This window comes from Nocardioides daejeonensis, from assembly GCF_003194585.1.
Lineage (GTDB): Bacteria > Actinomycetota > Actinomycetes > Propionibacteriales > Nocardioidaceae > Nocardioides > Nocardioides daejeonensis.
The window spans coordinates 17,062-34,879 of record NZ_QHKZ01000004.1; the positions used below are offsets into that span (position 1 = coordinate 17,062).

The window sequence follows — 17,818 nt, forward strand, 5'->3', positions numbered from 1 at the left end:
GTAAGTGAAGGAAACCAGCCTGCGCGACGGGGCTCGGACACACTCCCAGTGAGTGAAACCGGTCACACCCCCACCAGGGGCACCGGAGTCCACCCGGTGGGAGTGCGCCGCCGAAAACGGATCAGCCGAGCGCCGCGATGGCTGCGTCGTAGTCCGGCTCGGTGGTGATCTCGTCGACCAGCTGGCTGTGCACGACGTTGCCGGCCTCGTCGAGGACGACCACCGACCGCGCCAGCAGACCGGCAAGCGGACCATCGGTCATGGTCACGCCGAAGTCCTCGCCGAAGGAGGAGCGGAAGGCCGAGCCGACCTTCACGTTCTCGATGCCCTCGGCACCGCAGAAGCGGGCCTGGGCGAACGGGAGGTCCTTGGAGACGTTGATGACCGTGGTGTTCTCCAGACCGGCAGCAAGCTCGTTGAACTTGCGCACGCTGGCTGCGCAGACACCGGTGTCGACGCTCGGGAAGATGTTGAGCACGGTACGGCCGGAGCGGTCGGCGGAGGTGAGCGCGGAGAGGCCCTCACCCACCAGGTCGTAGGTCGGCGCGGCGGAGCCGACGGCGGGGAGGGTGCCGACGGTGTTGACGGGGTTGCCCTTGAATGCAGTGGTAGCCATGCTCCATTCCTACACGCTGCCCGGCAGCACCGGCAGAGGCGGCCACCCACCGGTCAGGACGACACGCGGTCGAACGCTTGCCGAGGTCGCCAAGTGCACACCTGTGACGACCTATCGCCCGCACCCGCGCCAGGCACCGTCACACCCGCACATCTGTGCACTTTCGGTCGCGTGGCGACGCTCAACGCACGGCGAGGAAGTCCACCAGCGCGCGGTTGAACTCCTCGACGTGGCTGGCGTTGATGCCGTGCGGTCCACCGGCGATGACGTGCAGTCGGCTGCCTGCGACGGCGTCGTGGGTCCGCTGCCCCGCCCCCTCCAACGGAACGATCTGGTCGGCGTCGCCGTGGATCACCAGGGTCGGACGGGTGATCGCGGTGAGGTCGTCGCGGAAGTCGGTCGTGCTGAACGAGTCCATGCAGGCGAGGGCCGCATCGGGATCGGACTCGTGACACATGCGCTTCGACGCGGCGAGCACGTCGTCGTCCACCAACGGCTCCTCTCCGCTGGAGAAGAAGGTGCGGACGAAGTCGTCGAAGAAGGCCGAGCGGTCCTGCTCCAGGCCCTTGCGCATCTCTTCGGCCTGCTCGGCCGTCAGCGGGCCGTCGGGATTGTCGGAGGTGCGCATCAGGTACGGCGGTACCGCGGCGGCGAACACCAGGCTGTGCAGGCGGTCCTCACCGTGCCGTGCGACGTACCTGGCCACCTCGCCGCCGCCCATCGAGAAGCCGACAAGCGTCACGTCCTGGAGGTCGAGGTCGGTGAGCATGCCCGCAAGGTCGTCCGCCAGGGTGTCGTAGTCGTAGCGGTCACCCGGCCGAGAACGGCCGAAGCCTCGGCGGTCGTAGCTGATCACCCGGTAGCCCGCCGCATGGATCGGGTCCAGCTGCGCCTGCCACGATTCGCCGGAGAGCGGCCAACCGTGGATCAGCACCACTGGTCGGCCGGCGCCACCGGAGTCGACGACATGCAGTCCGCGGGTGGGGCTCTGGTCGTTCATGGGCTCGCTCCTCGGTTCGGGGCTGGCACCTCGCGGTACCCGCCCGGTCGGGGAGTCAGCACCCGGCACCGTCCGGAATCCGGTTGTGAGCACAGCCGATCGAGTGATTGGCTCGTGCGCATGGAGCCGCTGACCGAGTCCGAGATCCGCAGCTCGTTCGTCAACTGCTCCAAGGGTGAGGCGAAGCGGTTGAACCTCCCGGACCTGCGCGACCTCGACTGGGAGAACCTCGACTTCCTCGGCTGGGTCGATCCCAAAGCCCCGCTCCAGGCGATCCTGGTGACCGGCACACCCACCGGGCCGGTCGGCGTACAGCTGCGGCGCAACACCTCCGGCGCGGGACCGCGCCGGGCCAAGATGTGTTCACTGTGCCTGACCACGCATCCCGGCCAGGGCGTCTCCCTGATGGTGGCCCGTCGCGCCGGTCAACCGGGACGCGACGGCAACACCGTGGGACTCGATATCTGTGCCGACCTCGAGTGCTCGCTCTACACCCGTGGCCTGCGTCCGCTGCCTACGATGAGCGCCGCCCACGAGACGCTCAGCGTCGAGGACCGGATCGCCCGGTTGGAGCTCAATCTGCGAGCGTTTCTGGAGCGGGTACGTCGCTGACCTCCTCCGGCTCCCAACGCAGGATGTCCCCCGGCTGGCAGTCCAGCACCTCGCAGAGCGCCTCGAGCGTGGTGAAGCGCACGGCCTTGGCCCGACCGTTCTTCAGCACCGCGAGGTTGGCGGGGGTGATCCCGATCTTCTCCGCCAACGTGCCTACGGCCATCTTCCGTCGCGCGAGCATGACGTCGATGTCGACGATGATCGGCATCAGATGACCTCGGCTAGCTCGGCCTGCAGGTGCTTGGTCTCGTCATCGAGAGCGACGGCCTGCGTCAGCAGGGTCCGCAGTACGTAGACGAGCAGAGCCACTCCGCCGACGACGAGCGCAAGCACGCAGACCATCCCGACCAGCCCGGGCGCCACCTCGTCTCCCGGATTGGTGCGGTTGCTGTAGGCGCCCAGCACCGCGAAGCCGAAGACCACCACGGCGCCCACCGAGATCGCTGCGATGATCCGATCGACGTAGCGGAAGGCGCCGAAGGAGAAGACCGTGCCGCGGCGCACCATGGTGAGGAGGCGCCAGGTGCTCACTCCGATCAGCTGCAGCCCCAGCACACCGACGAAGACGAGCACGGCGAAGGCGACCCGGATCTCCGTCCGCGTTCCGTCCATGTCGCGCAGGGCCAACGGAATCATCAGACCCTGCACCGCCAGCGAGCCGAGCAGGGCGATCGCGATGACGGCACGGAGCGCCGCGACGATCCATCGGTTCATGGCAGTACCTCCTGATGAACGAGAGGTATCTATCGTAAAACGATAGAAGAGGCTCGGCAAGACCGGACGGAGCCCCCGCGCATTGGCATGCCGACCCCGGAACGGGGTTCACCACCTCGACCTGTCGCCTCGCGCGCTGAGAACTCCTAGACTGCGCGAGACGGGTAGGACACCGGCGCCGGGGAGGGCTTCGGCGCGGCGAGACGAGGGAATCGCATGCTCAAGCGCATCAGCATCTCTGCGGCCATGACCGTCGTGCTCGGGCTCCTGGCGGTGCCGCTCGCCGGCCCGGCCAGTGCCGACCCACCGACCGACTTCTGGCAGCACAAGCCCTTCCTCAACATGGCCCACGCCGGAGGCGCCTACGAGGCGCCGGCGAACACTCTCTTCGCCTTCAAGAAGGCGGTGGAGAACGGCGCCGACCAGCTGGAGATGGACGGCTACGTCACCGCGGACGGCGAGTTCGTGGTCACGCACGACCTGAGCCCCAACGCCACCTCCAACATCGCCGAAACGGCGTACGCCGGCATGACGGTCGACGAGATGACGCTTGCCGAGCTCAAGACGCTGGACTTCGCCCACAAGTTCAGCCCGGGTAAGGGGCACTACAACTACGACCCCACCGACCCGCACCCGTACCGAGGCATGGCGCTCGCCGACGGCCCGGAGCCGCCCGAGGGCTACGAACGCAACGACTTCAGGATCACGACGTTCCGCGAGGTGCTGGAGACCTTCCCCGACACTCCGCTGAACATCGACATGAAGGCTCCGCGCAGCAATCCTGCGATGGCCACCGCAGCCGCCAACGTCCTGGCCGCCATCATGGCGGACTACCCGGAGCGCAGTGAGGACGTGATCGTGGCTTCGTTCTTCCAGGGCGCGATGGAACGGTTTCACGAGCTGCTGCCCGAGCATCAGGCCCTGTCGGCCAGCGAGGACGTACTCCTGCCCTACGCACTGCAGGGCACCCCGATCAATCCCACCCCGGTGGCCCTCCAGCCGCCTGACTACTACGACTACGCGGGTCTCACCGTCCAGCCCGTGCAGCTTCTGCGTACCCGAGCCACCCGTGACGGCTACGCGATCCACGTCTGGCCAGGCAACGGGAGCGTCGATGGCCCGGCACTCTGGCAGAAGATGATCGACCAGGGGGCGGACGGCTTCTTCACCGACCACCCGGCGGCGCTCAACGAGTTCCTCTGCATCAAGCGCGTCCCCCGACCGGACGGCAGCGCCCGCCAGTGCGCTGACACCGTGCCTACCGCGCTCAAGATCGGCCCGGCGAAGGGCAAGATCAAGGCCGGCAAGAAGCGCACGGTGCGGCTGACGGTGCGCGCGACCGCGGGCGACGGACCCGACTCGTTCCGCGTCAGCCTCAGGTCGTCCAACAAGCGGGTCACGCTGCCGCGGTCGGTGACGGTGCGCCTCACCACCGACGCGGTCACCGGTGTCGCGACCGGCACCACGAAGGTCAGGCTCAAGGCGCGCAAGAACGCCAAGGGCAAGGTGCGGATCACTGCGGCCGGTCAGTCGCTGAAGGCCACGTCGGTGCTCAAGGTCAAGAAGGCGAAGGGTCACCGCCGCTAGCCCCGCACCGGTCGCCTACGAGCGAGCAGGTTCGCCGGCAGAAGTTGCGACACGAACAGTTCCGATTTCCAACTATTAGCGTCATGAATTAAATTGTCAGCCATGCCCACCAAGCGCACTGCGCCGACGCCCGTCACTTCGGACCGCACAGCCGCGATCGACGACCTCCTGGCCCTCGACCAACAGGTGTGCTACGCGCTCTCCGTCGCCTCCCGGACGGTGATCGGCCTCTACCGACCGTTGCTGGAGCCGATGAACCTGACTCATCCGCAGTATCTGGTGATGCTGGCACTGTGGGAGGAGGCGCCGCTCAAGGCCAACGTCATCGCCCGCAAGCTGCAGCTCCAGCCGGCCACTCTCTCACCACTGCTCAAGAGGCTTGAGGCCTCCGGATACATCCGTCGCGATCGGGACCCCCGCGACGACCGAGCCCTCGCCATCGACCTCACCGAGCGTGGCCGCCTGCTGCGCAACGACGCGGTGGCGATCCCTCCCGCCATCATCCAGTCCCTGGGTATGCCGGTCGAGGAGCTTGTCGACCTGCACGCCCGACTCCTCCAGGTGATCGCAGCCGCCACCGAGGCGCCCAAGCCGGTGGCGACCACACGCTCCTGACGCTCAGGAGAGCGAGACCTGGCTACGGACCACCGACGGCGCCTGCACATACACCGCGAGGTGCCTGCGGGCACTCGCCTCCCAGCTGAAGCGATCCGCCAGGCCCCGGCCGGCGGCGACCAGGCGGCTGCGCAGGACGCCGTCGTCCAGGACCTCGGCCATCGCAGCAGCCAGCGCGCAGGCATCACCGACAGGCGCGAACAAGGCGTCTCGTCCCGGCACCATCCACTCGCGGAAGACCGGCAGGTCGCTGGTGACCACGGGCGTCCCGGCAGCCATCGCCTCCAGTGCCGCCAGACCGAAGCCCTCCTTCACCGACGGGAAGGCGAGCAAGTCAGCGGCGTCGTACCAGGCAGCCATCTCCTCCTCCGGCACCGAGCCCACCTCGACGATGTCCTTGCCCAGCTCCAGACCGAGGGGGGCGAGCGTCGCCAGGACCCGCTCACGGTAGGCGCGATGGTCTTGGAAGGAGTGGCCGCCGACGACGGCGAGAACCGGCGCCGGCGTACGCCCCTTGACCAGCATCGCCAGCGCCGCGACCAGCGTGTCACTGCCCTTGCGCGGCTCGATACCTCCGACCGAAAGGATCATCGGCCGGCCAGTGGCACCGACCCGGGCCCGCAGTCGGCTCGCTAGCCCGGGGTCCGCGTTGCGGTAGCGGGCCACATCGACGCCGTTCGGCACGATCTGCGAGGTGACCCCGGGGTCGCGCGCCAGGATCTCCTCCCAGATCTTCGTCACCACCAGGATCTGATCCGGCTCCAGGATCGCCTGGAGCTGGCAGTCGACGAGCACCTGGCTTTCGAAGTCATCGACGTGGTGCACGGTGCGCACCACCCGAACCGGGGCACCAGCGTCACGGACGCGAGCAGCAGCGCGCGCCGAGATGCAGTCCTGGGTGTGCAGGATCGGGAACGTGCGGGCCACCTCGGTCAGGCCGACCTCGAGCGCATCGATGTTCGCGGCCACCTTCTCTTCCAAGCCGCCCGCGACCGTCGGCGCGCGCACAATGTGCGTCGGCGCGGCCACCTCGCGGAAGAAGCCGGCGTCCGGGTCCCCGAGCCCCACCACCAGCACCTCCTGGCCCAGCGCATGCAGCGCCTCGGCCAGCGCGAGCGTGTGCGCGACTCCACCCCGCGGCCGCGTGCTGTAGGTGACCAGTGCCACCGGCGATCCCGCCTCGATCAGGTCGTTCATCATTCCTCCGCGAGCTCCGGACGGCGCGCGGCAACTGCCGCGGCAACATAGGCCGCACGCGCCGCAGTCTCTGTGACGATGCAGCCGATCTCCTCCAACGCACCGCGGGTGCGGTCGTATCCCTGCGGATCCGAGGCCGACCCAAGCACGTAGGCGATGACCTGCGGGCCACCGTTCGCCATGGTCTCCGACAGCACGGGTCCGAGCTCGGCGACCGGGTCGTCGTGGGCGCCGTACCCGAGTACGACATCGAGCAGCACGGCGGCGACCTCGGGATCGCGCGCCTCGGTCCGCATCATCTCGATCCGGGTGCTCGGATCGATCATGGGATGCGGCCGGCCGACGGTGTACTCCTCGGCGCCCAGGTCGAGCAGGACATGTGAGCCGGCCGGAGCCGGCACCGTGTTGGCCGCGACCAGCGGCTCATTGGAGTAGACGTCACCGAGCAGCTCCCCGACGATGACCTGGGCCTCGTAGCAGAGCGTGCCTCCCGAGTAGTAGCCACGCACGGTACGTCGCTCCGCGGCCATCTCAGCCGTCGCCGCCTCGACCCGCGCCCGCAGGCCCGCGTCGGTCGCGCCGGGCTCGAAGCCCACCAGCCGCGCCGCAAGACGTGCCCCTTCCTCCAGCGTGTGCGCCAGATGCACCCCGCTGTCGCCCTCCAGGGCGTCGATGCCGAGGAAAGTGGCGACCGCGGGCGTCGTCGCGGACTCGGCCAGGACGGCTCGAGCGACCGCGGGATGTGGAGGCTTGGAGACCAGCAAGATCGCCTGGGTGTCCGGGTCCGCCTCCAGCGCCCGGAAGGCAGCCTTGGCCATCCGGCCGTCGATCTCCTCCGACAGGTCCCGGCCACCGACCCCGATCACGTGGGAGACGCCCACTCCCCACCGGTCCAGCAGCGCGGAGACCTCCTGCGCTCCCGTGCCAGCGGCTGCCACCACCCCGACCGGGCCGCGGCGTACCCGGTTGGCGAAGCCGAGCCCGACCCCCGCAAGGATCGCGGTGCCCGCGCCCGGCCCCATCACCAGAAGCCCCAACTCGTTGGCCCGCTCCTTGAGCTCCACCTCTTCGGCCAAGGAGACGTTGTCGCTGAAGAGAAGCACGTGCATCCCAGCGGTCAGTGCTTGGTGAGCCTCGAGGGCGGCGTAGTCACCAGAGACCGAGATGATCGCCACGTTCGGGTGACCCTGTTTGACCGCAGCGGCGAGCGTCCGAGGCGTCAGCCTGGCCGCACCCTCCCCCGTCGCCGCCTCCGGTGCGTCGGCGAAGGCGGACTCCTCTCCGGCGTCTAACGCCGCGTCAGCCAGCGCCTCGTCGTCGACTCGGACCGCGAGCACGAGGTCGTTGGCACCCACGGCGCCAAGCTCGACGCCGGTGAAGCCCTCAGCCTCGAGACTGGCCAGGCCCGACGGAGTGGCCATCACCGCTCCCGCCCAGGTGACACCGTCCTGCTCGGTCATCACCGAGGTCGCCACCAGCAGGCGGAGCGAGTCGCAGTAGGTGTCGTGGACGACGCGGGCCCGGGCTGTTCCGGTCATGGTCTTCACAGGCTGCTCATCACGGAGGAGGGGACGATCCTGGTCCCGAAGGTGGTCGTCGGGTCGATCGCGTCGTGGAGGTGCTCGGCCGAGGTGATCACCGCGGCCGAGCCCCCTGCCTGCACGAAGTCGATGGCTGACCGGACCTTCGGCCCCATGCTGCCCGGCGGGAACTGGCCGTCGCCCAGGTACCGGATCGCCGCGTCCACACCGAGCTCGTGCACGACCGTCTGCTCCGGGGTGCCGTAGTTGATCGAGACCGCGTCAACCCCGGTGACCAGGATCAGCCCGTCGGCTCGCAACGAGATCGCCACACTGGCGGCGGCGGCGTCCTTGTCGATGACGGCGTCCACACCCGGATAGCCGTCATCGACACCGCCGAGCACGCCGATTCCGCCACCGCCGCAGGCCAGGACAACATGGGAGCGCTCGACCAGGGTGCGGATCGCAGCGCTCTCGAGCAGCTCGACAGGTCGCGGCGAAGCCACCACCCGACGGAATCCCCGTCCGGCGTCCTCCCGCATCACCCAACCGCGTTCCTCGGCAAGCTGCTCGGCACGCCCTGCGGAGAAGAAGGGACCGATGGGCTTGGTCGGGTCGACGAAGGCAGGGTCGTCCGGGTCGACGACCATGTGCGAGACCACGGCCACCGCGGTGCCGGCACCGAGGAGCGCGTCGAGCGCCCGCACCAAGACGCTGCCGAGCTGGCCCTGCGTCATCGCGTTGACCGAGGCAAGTGGCTGCGGGGGAACCAGGCCGACGCTCTCCTCCTGCTGAATCGAGAGGTTGCCGACCTGGGGACCGTTGCCGTGGACCACGACGACACGCCACCCGTCGGCATGGAGCCGGGCGATCCCTTGGGCCATGGCGTGTGCGTTGGCCTCGATCTGCTCCGACGTCCCGATCTCATGCTCGCGCGTGAGGGCATTGCCTCCGACCGCGACAACGGCGATTCTGCTCATGCCGACCCTTTGCGTATGTTTCGAATGCTTAATATTTCGTTGAGTATAGTGAAAAGAGCCGGGAGGACAAGCCGTGTTCGGCATTCCGTCACCGCAAGGCGATGACCCCGTCGCCGCCCTACGCGACCTGTCCCGGCAGTGGGCCACCATCGCCGACCGCGCCTTCGCCTCGGGGATGAGCGATCCCGCGGCGTACGCCCGCACGCTCCGGTTCGTCACGGCCGCCGTCGAGGAGCTCCGGACCCGCGGGAACGGAGCGACCGACCTGCTGTCAGCCTGGGCGGGCCACAGGGACCTGGTGCACGCGGTCGCCGACTCCGACCCGCGCTACAGCCTGGAGGGACTCGATCCCGAAGCACTCGCGGGCGCCGCCTTCGCGATGCGCTATCGAGAGCTCGCCGAGACGATCGCCGGTGCCCGACGCCTGGAGACGTTGGCCGCGCTCGACGACATCGGCTGGGTGGTCGCAGAGGAGTCAGGACCTCCCGAGGGCGACCCGTTCGTTCCCTACCGGCGCCTTGAGATCGACCGAACCCGGGGCCTGGCCCTCGCGATCAGCACCTACGCCAACGACGACTTCACCGCCACCGTGCATCGCGTCGAGCAGCTGCGGTTCGACGGAGCCGACGGCACTCTTGCGCCGATCGACGCGGAGGATCCCGGCTCCACGGCCCGCGAGTTCGCGACGGCCGACGAACGCGAACGCCACGTGACCGAACTGCGCGGGGCGCCGCCCTCTCCGAACTGAGCCGCGCACGGGTGACGCCGAATGTGTCGAGAGGGTTCCCCTCGCCGAGAACGTTTCCTATAGTGGATGAAGACCTGTCGTGTGGATCACACGAGGCTCCCTATTGAGGAGATCCATCCATGAGTGAGCAGCACCCCCTCAGCGCCGCCGGACGGGCCAGCACTGCGGATCTGATCGTCAAGCTTCAGGCCAGCGGCCTGCGCACCGACATCGACGTCGGCGCGCGGAAGGGCGGGGCCGGACCGGCCGATGCGGGAATGCTGTGGGTCAACGGCGCACCCGCCACCGTGCCGACCACGGCCAGCTACGTCAGCGACTCGCCCTACGCCCTGCGGCAGGAGGACGACGGCTTCGGCATCTACCTTGGCGAGCAGCGCCTCGCCGACGCCTCCCTCGCCCCGGAGCCGAAGTTCTACCGCATGCGCACCGCCGACGGCGTCCCCTACAACCAGATCGCCCTGATGCACCTGGACTCCCTGGCAAGCACGGTGCTGCAGACCTGCACCTACTGGGGCAACTCCGACCAGTGCAAGTTCTGCGGCATCGGCGTCTCCCTCGAGCAGGGCCGGACCATCGCGAAGAAGACGCCAGCCATGCTGGCCGAGGTCGCCGTGGCCGCCAAGGAGCTCGATGGCGCAGTGGATGCGACGCTGACCACCGGAAGCACCAAGACGCCCGATCGCGGGGCGCTGTACGTCGGCGCCTGCGGCCAGGCGGTCAAGGAAGCCTCCGGGTTGCCGGTTCAGGTGCAGTTCGAACCGCCGTCCGACCTCGACGTGATCAACCGCGTGCACGACATGGGTATCGACTCGGTCGGCATCCACGTCGAGACCTTCGACCCGCGGGTGCTCGCCGAGATCGCGCCCGGCAAGGCGGCCTGGGGCATCGAGGCCTACTTCACCGCCTGGGAGCGGGCGGTGGAGGTCTTCGGCGCCGGGCAGGTCTCCACCTACGTCATCCTCGGGATGGGCGAGGACCCGAAGCTGACGGTGGATGCCTGCCGCCGCGCCATCGACATCGGGGTCTACCCGTTCGTCGTCCCGCTGCGCCCGGTACCCGGCAGCCTGATGGCAGACCTGGAGCCACCCACCGCCGACTACGTCGAGCACATCAACCGGCAGGTGGTGCCCTACATGCTGGCCCGCGGGATGAGCGCGACCGGTGTGATGGCTGGCTGCGCCCGTTGCCAGGCGTGCTCGGGGATGGCGGCGCTCGAGCGCTCGCTCGGCCCGGTACCCGCCGAGGGTCGCCCGTCACTGCCGTTGTTCGTGTGACATGAGCGCAGTGAAGGTCACCTGCCGTCAGGTGATCAGCCAGGAGGACCGGGAGGCACACGACTGGATCCGCAACCAGATCTTCGTCGTCGAGCAGGGCCTGTTCGACGACAGTGACCAGGATGCGCTCGACGCCGATCCCAACGTGATCCACGTCGTCGCCTTCGCGGATGACGAGCCTGCCGGCACGGTGCGCCTGTACCGCGTCGACACGCCCCACCCGGGCGAGGAGCTGTGGAAGGGCGACCGCCTCGCGGTACTCCCAGCGTTCCGTCACATCGGTATCGGCGGACCCCTCGTCCGTCACGCCGTCACCACCGCCGGTGAGGCCGGAGGCAACCGGATGGTCGCCTGGATCCAGCCCGCCAACGTCGTCTTCTTCACCAGGCTGGGCTGGCACGCCGACGGCCCGCCCAGCGACTACCTCGGCTCACCGCACCAGCACATGTGGATCGAGCTGGCGTGAGGTCAGGCTCACAGGTGGGTCACGGTCTCCTTGCTCAGGTCGAAGACCACCTCGCGGTCACCTCCGGCGGCGATCTGCACCAGGCCGCTCGCGTCCAGCGTGCCGATCCGTACGGCGCCCAGGTCACGCGTCGCGAAGAGCTCCGCGAGGGCCGGCACCTTCTCGGGCGGCGTGGTCACCAGGAAGACCAGGCAGGGAAAGCAACCGAGCCAGTCAGCCATCTGCACACCATGCGGCAGCGGGACCACCTCCAGGTCGACCGTCGCCCCCAGTCCCGTGGCCTCCAGCAACATCGCCAGCGAGCCGATCATGCCGGCCATGCTCACGTCCTTGGCTGCTGCCGCGACCCCCGTCTCGGCCGCCTCGGCCATCAGCCGGACATCGCCGGCGAGCCGCTCCCCGCGCTCCTCGAAGGAGGCGAAGTAGGGGAAGTCCGCACGCATCCGGCCCTCGAAGCAGCCCACCAGCATCAGTGCCTGACCGGCCGCCGCCCGGGCGACCGTCAGCGGTCGCTCGGCGCTGCCCAGCCCGAACGCCGACAGGCTCGGCGGGCCGTCCGTCTCGGTGAGATGGCCGCCGACGATCGGGACGTCGTACGCCTCGCTGGCCCACTTCAATCCCTCCAGGACCTCGCGCGCGGTCTCCTGGGGTCCGACCACGGTGTCGACGATCGCCAGCGGTCGCGCGCCCATCGCGGCCAGGTCGTTGACGTTCGCCAGGACCGCAGAGATGCCGGCGGCGCGCGGATCGCGCGCCACGAACGAAGGCAGCATGGCCTCGCCACCCACCACCAGCTGGTGGCCACGGTCCAGCACCACCGCACCATCGTCACCAGGGCCGGTCTGCCAGTCGCTGCGACCGAAGACCTCGGTGACCAGGCCGATCGCGGCCTTGCCCCGCACACCCGGGAGATCACGCAGGTGCTGGGCGAGTCCGGCGAGGTCGAGCCCAGCGAGATTTCGTGGTGTCGAGATGGCGGCCACTTCCCTTCGAGTGGTGGCGCCCACTTGCTGGCCCACCATAATGAGGACATAAATTGATGGTGCACGAACTGATCCAGCATAGTAAACAAGGGAGCCCTGTTGTGGGCATCGCTGCGAACTTCCTCCGGCTGCCGGCACGAGGCCAGAAGCCTCGGGCCCGAGGGCTCTCCCACGTGCTCGACAACGGCATCAGCCCCTCTGAGACCCGGGACCGCTTGGAGGCAGCCGCCCGCACCATCGATCTGTGGAAGTTCGGCTGGGGCATCGCCTATCTCGACCCGCACCTGAGCGAGAAGGTCCGTCTGCTCACCGATCACCAGGTGCTCGCCTGCCCGGGCGGCACCCTGGCCGAGGTCGCGTGGAGGCAGGGCCAGTACGCCGCGTTCCTGGATTGGGCCGAGGCAGCCGGGTTCCCTGCGATCGAGGTCTCCAACGGCACCGTCACGATGAGCCGGACAGAGAAGGACGACCTGATCGGCACCGCCGCTGAGCGTTTCGTGGTGCTGGCCGAGGTCGGGCGGAAGGATCCGGCGCTCGAGCTCGCGCCCGAGGAGTGGAGCACCCATGCGCGGGCAGACATCGCCGCCGGTGCCACCTGGGTGGTGGCCGAGGGCCGCGAGAGCGGCACCGTGGGACTCTTCACCCCCGACGGACAGGCCCGTGCCGACGTCGTGGAGGCCATCGTGGCGTCGATCGGTCTGCCCCGCGTGCTCTTCGAAGCCCCCCAGCGGGCGCAACAGGCATGGTTGATCCGCCGGTTCGGACCCGAGGTCAACCTCGGCAACATCGCACTCAGCGACGCGCTGGCACTGGAGACACTGCGGCTGGGGCTGCGTGCGGACACCCTCGACGCGTCGTTCGCCTACGACCCGACCCGTCAGGCCGAGCGATGATCCCGCATCAGTACCGGACCGTGGCCTTCACCGAGGTCGCGGTGCCGCTGACCGACGCGGCGCTGCGAACCCTGCTGCTGAGCCGGCAGGTCTATCGACGGACCCGCTTCGTCGTCGCCCACTCGCCGCACGGCGACGTAGCGCTGGTCGAGGTCACCACGGTCGGCGACGGACTCTTCGTCGACGTCACCGAGACACGGATGCTCGCTGCGCCCTCCGAGTGCCAGCTGATCGATCGCCCGGACCTCGACACCGCCGTCCCCAGCCAGCTGGCTCGCGCCCGCGCGGAGGCCGACCTGCCGTCCGGGGTCCGGTGCCTGGTGGTCCGCGGCACCTATGCGCACGTCAACTTCCTGCTCGACGAGCCGACGCGTCGGGTGCATGTGCTCGATGTGGCGCCGCCGTGGCCGGCCAAGCTCTTCGACCAGGCCGAGCGCGTGCTGTCGACCGGTGAGGAGTTGCCAGCGATGCACTGCGTGCCGCAGGTCGTCGACCTGGAGGAGTTGGCAGCCGAGCACCCGGCCGACCACTACCTGCTGCCCTGCCGAGGTGGCGGGATGAACGTGCCCGGGGCGCGGATCTCCTACCTCGACGAGGTGCCGCCGGCGGCGGCGTGGCTCCAGCTGGGGTGTCCCCGGTCGCAGGCGATCCACGACCACTTCTACCCCGACCAGGCAGACGCGGTAGCGCGGGTCGACATCTGCCCGGCCCATCTCGCCCGCTCCCTCCCCCTCCCGGCCGGCGAGGTACGGCTCACCAAGTGCTGCCTCCTGGAGGAGCATGTCGAGACGCGCGGGGCTACCGTCGTGGTGCCGTGGGGCTCCTCGTTCACGCTGGTGGGCGAGGGTCTCGCCCGGGCCGCAGCACTTGCGGACGAGTTCCGCGCATCCGGCGAGACCCCCGGGCAGTGACGGCGATGAGCGCTCGGATCAGCGATTCCGCGATGTATGCCCACCTGTGGGGCACTCCCGAGGTGCGCGAGGTCTTCGACGAATCCGCCCGAGTCCAGGGGTGGCTCGACGTGCTGGTGGCGCTGGCCCGTGCACAGGCCGCCTCCGGCCTGATCCCGCTCAGCTCCGCGGAGGCCATCGCCGAGGCCGCGAAGGTGGACCGGCTGGACCTGGACCAGGTCGGAGTGGCGACTCGGGAGACCGGCCACTCCACACTCGGACTCATCAGGGAGCTGCAGCCCCTGCTGCCGGAGTCTGCGCGCGAGCACCTCTACTTCAAGACCACGGTGCAAGACGTCACCGACACCTGGACGGCACTGGCGGTCCGGACCGTCGGCGGCATCGTCTGGCGTGACCTGCGCGCCATCGAGGCCCGGTTGCTGGAGTTGAGCGCTCAGCACCGCGACACGCTGATGTGCGGGCGCACCCACGGTCAGCCCGGCGCGCCGATCACCTTCGGCTGGAAGGTCGCCTCCTGGGCCGACGAGGTACGTCGCCACCTCGACCGGCTCCGGGAGGGCAGCGACCGCTGGCTGACGGTCCAGCTCGGCGGCGGGCTCGGCACCCTGGTCGATGCTGGACCCAGCGCCCTGGAAGTCCGGGCGCGCTTCGCCGCGGAGCTGGGACTGAACGAACCGCGGATCTCGTGGTTGAGCTCACGCGACCGACCGGCCGAGTTCGGCCACCTGCTCGCGATGATCTGCGGGACCCTGGCGCGCATCGGCGGCGAGGTCTACGAACTGCAACGGCCCGAGATCGGCGAACTGGCGGAGCCGCGTCCGGCCGGGGTGGTCGGCAGCATCACCATGCACCACAAGCGCAACCCCGAGGGCAGCGAGCACCTCGACACGCTCGCTCGTCTGGCCCGCTCCAGCAGCGGCGTCCTGTCCGAGTCGGTCGTCTCGCAGCACGAGCGCGACGGGCGAGCATGGAAGGCGGAGTGGGTCGCGCTCCCAGAGGTGTGCCTGCTCACCGGCTCCGCCCTGTCCCTCACCCGGCGCCTGGTCGACGGCCTCGAGATCGACGAAGACCGGATGACGGCCAACCTGCGGACGCACCTGGGGCAGACCCAGAACCCGGCCGACCCAGGAGCGGCACCGCTGATGGTCGACCGCGTCCTGCGTCACGCCCGGGCCGCACGTGCCCAGGAGTCGGAGCAGTGGCCATGACCCGCTCCCGGCACAACCTGGCGACCCTACCCACCCCTGTCCAGCAGGCACCGCGCCTCGCCGAGGCACTCGGGGTGGCCGGACGTCTCCTGGTCAAGCGCGACGACCTCACCGGCTTCGCGGTGGCCGGCAACAAGGCGCGCCCGCTGGAGTACCTGCTCGCCGAGGCGCTCGGGAGGGGGGCCGACGTGCTCGTCACGGGCGGCACCCCCGGCTCGAACTTCTGCCAGGCGGCGGCCGCGGCCGCCGCCGGAGCCGGGATGGAGTGCGTGCTGATCTACGCCGGCCCGGCCCAGAGACCACAGCATCCCAACCATCTTGCCGCGCGGGCCTGGGGCGCCCGAGTGGAGTGGACAGGCGACCCGGACCGCAGCAGTGTCGACACGGCCCTGACAGACGCCGCCGCCGAGCTCACCGCCGCCGGGCGGCGGCCTTATGTGGCACCGCGAGGTGGCTCGACGGCGCGGGGGGCACTCGGCTTCCACCAGGCCGCCGCCGAGCTCGCCACTCAGGTCGATGGCCCCGCCACCGTGGTGCTCGCGACCGGCTCGGGCGGCACCACGGCGGGCCTGATCGCCGGCAGCGTCGCACTCGGTCGCCGCTTCGAGATCCACGGCGCGAGCGTGAGCCGGGCGCCGGAGCAGGCTCGCGGCCGGGTGCTGGAGCTGGCCCGTGGGTGTGCCGAGCTCGCCGGGACGGCCCCGCCGGAGGCCGCCGACGTCCGCCTCGTCGATGCGCGAGGTCCGGGCCACGCGCAGCCCTCGACTCTGGGGGCCCACGCCGCGCAGGTCGCGCTGACGACGATGGGCATCGTCCTCGATCCGGTCTACACGGCGAAGGCCCTGGGGGCCTTGCCCGCGGTCCTCGGCGAGCAGATCCGAGATCCCCGACTGACCACGATCTTCTGGCACACGGGCGGTCTGCTGGATGCAGTCGCCGGATGGGAGCACGCATGACAGACATCGAGATCGTCCCTTCGCAGCACCACCTCGGTGGCGTCGACCGGTTGGGGCCGCCCGTCGGAGGTCCGGCCCAGGAACTGATCGACAGCGGCTTCTACCTGGAGAACTTCGACGCACCATTGCTCCATGCCGGCCTCAACCTGGCCGACATCGCCCATGTGATCGACCTGCATGAGCGCCGGGTGATCCCCACCGACGCGACCCGGCAGCTGCTCTCCACCCTCCTGGTAGCCGCCCGCACCCGCGCGGAGGAGTTCCCCTACGACCCGGCGTACGGCGAGCCCTACAACTCCCGCGAGCGTCACTTCACCGCGCAGATCGGCGACGTGGCGGGCTGGCTGCATGCCGGACGCCCCAGGCGCGAGGCAGTGCGGATCGCTCTGCGGCTCAACATCCGCAGCGGCCTCGAGGAGCTGGTGGAGAGTGCGGCCGAGCTGGCGAAGGCGATCGCCGAGCTGGCCGGAGCCAACACCCGCACCTGGCTGCCCGACCAGACGTACCTGCAGCACGCACAGCCGTCGACGTTCGGCCATTACCTGGTGAGTTGGGCGTATCCGGTGCTACGAGACGCCGATCGGCTGCTCGAGACGATGGCCTGGATCAACACCAGCCCGGGCGGGGCGGGCTGCGTCAACGGCAGTCGGCTGCTTGCCGAACGTGGCCGGGTCGCCGAGCTCCTCGGCTTCGACGGCGTCATCGAGCACACCCGCGACGCGATGTGGCAGATCGACGGACTGATCGCCGCGCTGTCGAACGCATCGAGCCTGCTCACCACACAGAGCAAGCTCGCCGAGGATCTGGAGATCTGGGCGAGCAACGAGTTCGACTACGTGACCCTGGCGGACGGCTACAGCCGTTCCTCGGTCTTGATGCCGCAGAAGCGGAATCCCTATGCCCTCTCGATCATCCGCGGCGCCTCCGGGACGCTGATCGGTCGGCTGAGCGGGTTCCTGGCGGTCAGCAAGAGCCCCTCTGCCCGCAGCGACAACCTCATCTACGCCTACGGTGAGATCCCACGGGCGATCGACCTGGCCCTGCGCACCACCCGGCTCACCACCGGCGTGATCCGCACGCTGACCGTCAACAAGGCCAAGATGTGGGCGGCGCTCGAGTCCGGGTTCAGCCAGGCCACGGACCTGGCCGAGTTCATCATGCAGACCTGCGGCGTCGACTACCGAACGGCCTATCAGGTCGTCGGGATCGCCGTACGCCAGGCCAGCCGTGAGGGACTCCGTGGAATCGATCTGGACGGGGCCCGCCTGGACGCGGCAGCTCGGGAGCATGCGCCGACCTTGTCCTTGGGGCTGGCGGAAACCGACCTCACGGAGATCCTCGATCCCCGCAAGATCGTCGAGACCCGCACGCTCGCCGGCGGCGCGGCACCCGAGGTCGTCGCGGCGATGGCCGCCGGCTGCCTGGACCAGAGCAGAGCACTCCACTCCCGCGCGCACAGTCGCCGGGAAGCCATCGCAGCGGCCGAGCTGGAGCTGATCCATCGCGCCGAGGCCATCGTCAACGAAGGAAGTCGATGA

The 17,818-nt window shown here is 69.5% G+C and carries 19 protein-coding genes; 11 read left to right on the forward strand and 8 right to left on the reverse strand.

Going from position 1 to position 17,818, the window contains the following annotated elements; all coding sequences use genetic code 11:
• Positions 1–121: 121 nt before the first annotated feature.
• Positions 122–616: a thiol peroxidase gene (gene tpx / locus DNK54_RS11210; RefSeq protein WP_110207088.1), complete on the reverse strand. Its 495-nt coding sequence runs from the start codon at positions 614–616 to the stop codon at positions 122–124.
• 181 nt (positions 617–797) lie between these two features.
• Positions 798–1,616, reverse strand: coding sequence for an alpha/beta fold hydrolase (locus DNK54_RS11215; protein WP_110207089.1), 819 nt, complete (start codon positions 1,614–1,616; stop codon positions 798–800).
• Between the two features lie 120 nt (positions 1,617–1,736).
• Between DNK54_RS11215 and DNK54_RS11220 the strand changes: the two genes are divergently transcribed.
• Positions 1,737–2,228 carry an FBP domain-containing protein gene (locus DNK54_RS11220; protein WP_110207090.1) on the forward strand — a complete coding sequence of 164 codons (492 nt, stop codon included), beginning with the start codon at positions 1,737–1,739 and terminating at the stop codon, positions 2,226–2,228.
• Here the strand turns inward: DNK54_RS11220 and DNK54_RS11225 are convergent.
• Together DNK54_RS11225 and DNK54_RS11230 are read right to left on the reverse strand one after the other, a co-directional pair.
• Positions 2,191–2,436, reverse strand: a complete 246-nt coding sequence (locus DNK54_RS11225) for a helix-turn-helix domain-containing protein (protein ID WP_110207091.1) — start codon at positions 2,434–2,436, stop codon at positions 2,191–2,193. The two genes, DNK54_RS11220 and DNK54_RS11225, sit on opposite strands and share 38 nt — an antisense overlap.
• On the reverse strand, positions 2,436–2,942 hold the full coding sequence (locus DNK54_RS11230) for a DUF2975 domain-containing protein (RefSeq protein WP_110207092.1): 507 nt from the start codon (positions 2,940–2,942) through the stop codon (positions 2,436–2,438). The genes DNK54_RS11225 and DNK54_RS11230 overlap by 1 nt, the downstream gene beginning before the upstream one ends.
• Positions 2,943–3,158: 216 nt before the next feature.
• Between DNK54_RS11230 and DNK54_RS11235 the strand changes: the two genes are divergently transcribed.
• Both DNK54_RS11235 and DNK54_RS11240 read left to right on the forward strand, forming a co-directional pair.
• Positions 3,159–4,529 carry a glycerophosphodiester phosphodiesterase family protein gene (locus tag DNK54_RS11235; protein WP_110207093.1) on the forward strand — a complete coding sequence of 457 codons (1,371 nt, stop codon included), beginning with the start codon at positions 3,159–3,161 and terminating at the stop codon, positions 4,527–4,529.
• A 102-nt stretch (positions 4,530–4,631) separates the two neighbouring features.
• Positions 4,632–5,144 carry a MarR family winged helix-turn-helix transcriptional regulator gene (locus DNK54_RS11240; RefSeq protein ID WP_110207094.1) on the forward strand — a complete coding sequence of 171 codons (513 nt, stop codon included), beginning with the start codon at positions 4,632–4,634 and terminating at the stop codon, positions 5,142–5,144.
• Positions 5,145–5,147: 3 nt separating this feature from the next.
• On the opposite strand, the gene DNK54_RS11245 is transcribed toward DNK54_RS11240, so the two are convergent.
• From DNK54_RS11245 to DNK54_RS11255, 3 genes are read right to left on the reverse strand one after another with little or no spacing between them, the layout of a single operon-like run.
• Positions 5,148–6,341 carry an MSMEG_0565 family glycosyltransferase gene (locus tag DNK54_RS11245; RefSeq protein WP_162602409.1) on the reverse strand — a complete coding sequence of 398 codons (1,194 nt, stop codon included), beginning with the start codon at positions 6,339–6,341 and terminating at the stop codon, positions 5,148–5,150.
• On the reverse strand, positions 6,341–7,879 hold the full coding sequence (locus DNK54_RS11250) for a protein FdrA (protein WP_110207472.1): 1,539 nt from the start codon (positions 7,877–7,879) through the stop codon (positions 6,341–6,343). The genes DNK54_RS11245 and DNK54_RS11250 overlap by 1 nt, the downstream gene beginning before the upstream one ends.
• A gap of 5 nt (positions 7,880–7,884) precedes the next feature.
• On the reverse strand, positions 7,885–8,841 hold the full coding sequence (locus DNK54_RS11255) for a carbamate kinase (RefSeq protein WP_110207096.1): 957 nt from the start codon (positions 8,839–8,841) through the stop codon (positions 7,885–7,887).
• Between the two features lie 73 nt (positions 8,842–8,914).
• Here DNK54_RS11255 and DNK54_RS11260 point away from each other — a divergent pair, with 73 nt between their 5' ends.
• From DNK54_RS11260 to DNK54_RS11270, 3 genes are all read left to right on the forward strand, one after another.
• Positions 8,915–9,589, forward strand: a complete 675-nt coding sequence (locus DNK54_RS11260; RefSeq protein ID WP_110207097.1) for a hypothetical protein — start codon at positions 8,915–8,917, stop codon at positions 9,587–9,589.
• 119 nt (positions 9,590–9,708) lie between these two features.
• The gene (locus DNK54_RS11265) at positions 9,709–10,863 is read left to right on the forward strand and encodes an MSMEG_0568 family radical SAM protein (protein WP_110207098.1); all 1,155 of its coding nucleotides are present in this window, start codon (positions 9,709–9,711) and stop codon (positions 10,861–10,863) included.
• Position 10,864: 1 nt separating this feature from the next.
• A complete protein-coding gene (locus tag DNK54_RS11270) occupies positions 10,865–11,329 on the forward strand; it encodes an MSMEG_0567/Sll0786 family nitrogen starvation N-acetyltransferase (RefSeq protein ID WP_110207099.1) in 465 nt (154 codons plus the stop codon).
• Between the two features lie 8 nt (positions 11,330–11,337).
• Here DNK54_RS11270 and DNK54_RS11275 read toward each other — a convergent pair whose 3' ends face one another.
• Positions 11,338–12,312: an AIR synthase related protein gene (locus DNK54_RS11275; protein ID WP_162602410.1), complete on the reverse strand. Its 975-nt coding sequence runs from the start codon at positions 12,310–12,312 to the stop codon at positions 11,338–11,340.
• 56 nt (positions 12,313–12,368) lie between these two features.
• On the opposite strand from DNK54_RS11275, the gene DNK54_RS11280 reads away from it, so the two are divergent.
• Genes DNK54_RS11280 through argH form a run of 5 tightly spaced genes read left to right on the forward strand, consistent with a single transcriptional unit; the run spans position 12,369 to position 17,818 of the window.
• Entirely contained in the window at positions 12,369–13,205 is an 837-nt protein-coding gene (locus tag DNK54_RS11280) for a phosphosulfolactate synthase (RefSeq protein ID WP_110207101.1), read from the forward strand.
• On the forward strand, positions 13,202–14,116 hold the full coding sequence (locus DNK54_RS11285; protein ID WP_110207102.1) for an XcbA family protein: 915 nt from the start codon (positions 13,202–13,204) through the stop codon (positions 14,114–14,116). Before DNK54_RS11280 ends, DNK54_RS11285 begins: the two co-directional genes overlap by 4 nt.
• 5 nt (positions 14,117–14,121) lie before the next feature.
• Positions 14,122–15,324, forward strand: a complete 1,203-nt coding sequence (locus DNK54_RS11290; protein ID WP_110207473.1) for a class-II fumarase/aspartase family protein — start codon at positions 14,122–14,124, stop codon at positions 15,322–15,324.
• A complete protein-coding gene (locus DNK54_RS11295; RefSeq protein ID WP_162602411.1) occupies positions 15,321–16,280 on the forward strand; it encodes a 1-aminocyclopropane-1-carboxylate deaminase/D-cysteine desulfhydrase in 960 nt (319 codons plus the stop codon). The genes DNK54_RS11290 and DNK54_RS11295 overlap by 4 nt, the downstream gene beginning before the upstream one ends.
• Positions 16,277–17,818, forward strand: a complete 1,542-nt coding sequence (gene argH / locus DNK54_RS11300; RefSeq protein WP_110207474.1) for an argininosuccinate lyase — start codon at positions 16,277–16,279, stop codon at positions 17,816–17,818. The genes DNK54_RS11295 and argH overlap by 4 nt, the downstream gene beginning before the upstream one ends.

Coding starts and splice junctions, on each gene's coding strand:
- DNK54_RS11245 (WP_162602409.1), bottom strand. CDS start 6,341: ATGAACGACCTGATCGAGGCGGGATCGCCGGTGGCACTGGTCACCTAC.
- DNK54_RS11215 (WP_110207089.1), bottom strand. CDS start 1,616: ATGAACGACCAGAGCCCCACCCGCGGACTGCATGTCGTCGACTCCGGT.
- argH (WP_110207474.1), top strand. CDS start 16,277: ATGACAGACATCGAGATCGTCCCTTCGCAGCACCACCTCGGTGGCGTC.
- DNK54_RS11290 (WP_110207473.1), top strand. CDS start 14,122: ATGAGCGCTCGGATCAGCGATTCCGCGATGTATGCCCACCTGTGGGGC.
- DNK54_RS11250 (WP_110207472.1), bottom strand. CDS start 7,879: ATGACCGGAACAGCCCGGGCCCGCGTCGTCCACGACACCTACTGCGAC.
- DNK54_RS11230 (WP_110207092.1), bottom strand. CDS start 2,942: ATGAACCGATGGATCGTCGCGGCGCTCCGTGCCGTCATCGCGATCGCC.
- DNK54_RS11235 (WP_110207093.1), top strand. CDS start 3,159: ATGCTCAAGCGCATCAGCATCTCTGCGGCCATGACCGTCGTGCTCGGG.
- DNK54_RS11225 (WP_110207091.1), bottom strand. CDS start 2,436: ATGCCGATCATCGTCGACATCGACGTCATGCTCGCGCGACGGAAGATG.
- DNK54_RS11240 (WP_110207094.1), top strand. CDS start 4,632: ATGCCCACCAAGCGCACTGCGCCGACGCCCGTCACTTCGGACCGCACA.
- tpx (WP_110207088.1), bottom strand. CDS start 616: ATGGCTACCACTGCATTCAAGGGCAACCCCGTCAACACCGTCGGCACC.
- DNK54_RS11220 (WP_110207090.1), top strand. CDS start 1,737: ATGGAGCCGCTGACCGAGTCCGAGATCCGCAGCTCGTTCGTCAACTGC.
- DNK54_RS11265 (WP_110207098.1), top strand. CDS start 9,709: ATGAGTGAGCAGCACCCCCTCAGCGCCGCCGGACGGGCCAGCACTGCG.
- DNK54_RS11295 (WP_162602411.1), top strand. CDS start 15,321: ATGACCCGCTCCCGGCACAACCTGGCGACCCTACCCACCCCTGTCCAG.
- DNK54_RS11255 (WP_110207096.1), bottom strand. CDS start 8,841: ATGAGCAGAATCGCCGTTGTCGCGGTCGGAGGCAATGCCCTCACGCGC.
- DNK54_RS11270 (WP_110207099.1), top strand. CDS start 10,865: ATGAGCGCAGTGAAGGTCACCTGCCGTCAGGTGATCAGCCAGGAGGAC.
- DNK54_RS11280 (WP_110207101.1), top strand. CDS start 12,369: ATGGTGCACGAACTGATCCAGCATAGTAAACAAGGGAGCCCTGTTGTG.
- DNK54_RS11285 (WP_110207102.1), top strand. CDS start 13,202: ATGATCCCGCATCAGTACCGGACCGTGGCCTTCACCGAGGTCGCGGTG.